The sequence below is a fragment of the Streptomyces sparsus genome, assembly GCF_054776295.1.
The window spans coordinates 1-1,697 of sequence record NZ_BAAHCA010000991.1; the positions used below are offsets into that span (position 1 = coordinate 1).

The 1,697-nt window shown below is 72.6% G+C and carries 2 protein-coding genes; both read right to left on the reverse strand.

Annotated elements, in window-relative coordinates; all coding sequences use genetic code 11:
* Positions 1 to 78: 78 nt before the first annotated feature.
* Positions 79 to 1,110: a DUF2637 domain-containing protein gene (locus tag ACYVE9_RS25665; RefSeq protein ID WP_461030282.1), complete on the reverse strand. Its 1,032-nt coding sequence runs from the start codon at positions 1,108 to 1,110 to the stop codon at positions 79 to 81.
* Positions 1,111 to 1,258: 148 nt separating this feature from the next.
* A partial coding sequence (locus ACYVE9_RS25670) for a (2Fe-2S)-binding protein (RefSeq protein WP_461030283.1) occupies positions 1,259 to 1,697 on the reverse strand: 439 nt, incomplete at its 5' end.

Consider the following 1,697-nt stretch of genomic DNA (forward strand, 5'->3'; position numbering starts at 1 on the left):
CCCCTGCGGGCTGCCGCCCCCGATCCGTTCGGTCCCGGCCGTGGCCGGCCGCGCCGTTGCGGCGCGGTCGCCGCGGCGTCAGCCGAACTGCCGCTCGATGGCGGCCAGTTTCTCCTCCAGCGAGTCCAGGCGCGGACTGGTCTGACTCGACTCGTCGCCGAGCGGGTCACCCGGCGCCGAAGCGTCCGGGCGGGTGCCGTTCTTCTTCTCGTCGATCACCGCCTGGAGCGCGGGCCGCTGCCGGAGCGGCAGTTGACCCGGTTCCGGGGCCGCCGGCGCGATCTCCACCTCCAGTTGTGGTTCCTGCCTCCCGTTCCGGTTCCAGCGGTGCTGCCGGCTCAGCGCCTTGAGCCGTGCCCGCTCCAGCTTTCCCTGTTCCTTGCGGCGCAGCCGTTCCTGCTCCTGCTGCCGGCGGTCCTCGCGCACCTCGTCGACCGCCTCGTCGAGCGTGCGCACGCCCTCCAGCAGCATCAACGACCAGGCGCGGAAGGTCTCCCGCGGGGCGCGCAGCCAGCGCACCACCCGGATCTGCGGCAACGGCCGCGGCACCAGGCCCTGTTCGCGCAGGGCGGCCTTGCGGGTCTGCTTGAGCGCCCGGTCGAACAGGATCGCCGCCGACAGCGACATGCCGGCGAAGAAGTGCGGCGCGCCGGCGTGCTCGTCGCCGCGCGGCGCGTGCACCCAGTTGAACCAGGCGGCGGCCCCGGCGAAGGCCCACACCAGCAGCCGCGACCCCAGGGACGCGTCCCCGTGGCTCGCCTCCCGGACGGCGATGACCGCCGAGAACATCGCCGCGCCGTCGAGGCCGAAGGGGACGAGGTACTCCCAGCCGCCCGACAGGTTGAGGTTCTGGCGGCCGAAGCCGACCAGACCGTGGAAGGAGAGTGCTGCGGCGACTCCCGCACAGCAGAAGAGGAGCAGATAGGAGGCCGTCGCGTACACGGTCTCCTTGCGCCGTCGGCGTTCCTCGGCACGCTCCCAGGAGTCGGCCTGGGCCGGGTCCTCCACGTGCTTGCGACCGCGTGCCATGACCACGACCGCACCGAGGAAGCCGGCGAGCAGCACCGCACCTGCCAGCACCCAGTTAAGCGATATGTCCGTCAGTCTCATTTCCGGTGCCCCTTGTTCGGCTCTCGGCCGTGGCTTCCCTTTCGCGGAGCATCCTGGCGGAGATTCGACGGGCCGCACGGGGTTTCGCGGCAAGAAACCGTCGAACGGGGCAGCTGGGGCCCGGTGGGGCCGTTCTGGGTCGAACGGGTCAGCGGGACGCGGTCATGCGAGCGATTCTGGTGGCGTCACACGTACGCGGACACGTCGTACAGGTGTCCTCGGGACGCAGTGTGTAGAAGAGGCAGCAGGCGGCGCGGTCCCGGGTGGTGAGGGACTCCCCGTCGGGTCCCGACAGTTCGCGGAACGAGGCGCCCTTGGGGTAGGGGCCGACCGAGCCGGGCAGCAGCCGTTCCGCCTCAGCTCGGGCCCGCGGCTCGTCGCCCAGCAGCTCCCCGACGTACCAGAGGCCCTCGACGATCTCGTCCGCCGCCACGTTCCACAGGGCGCGCGGCCCGCGGCGCAGGCGGGGCCGGAAACCGTCGAGCACCGGACCGAGGTGCTCGGCGACGGCTTCGCGCACCTCCGCGCGCAGCGTCTCCTCGTCCGCCACCACCCGGGCTCCGGGCAGGTTCGCGGCCGGGTCGGCC

Coding starts and splice junctions, on each gene's coding strand:
- ACYVE9_RS25665 (WP_461030282.1), bottom strand. CDS start 1,110: ATGAGACTGACGGACATATCGCTTAACTGGGTGCTGGCAGGTGCGGTG.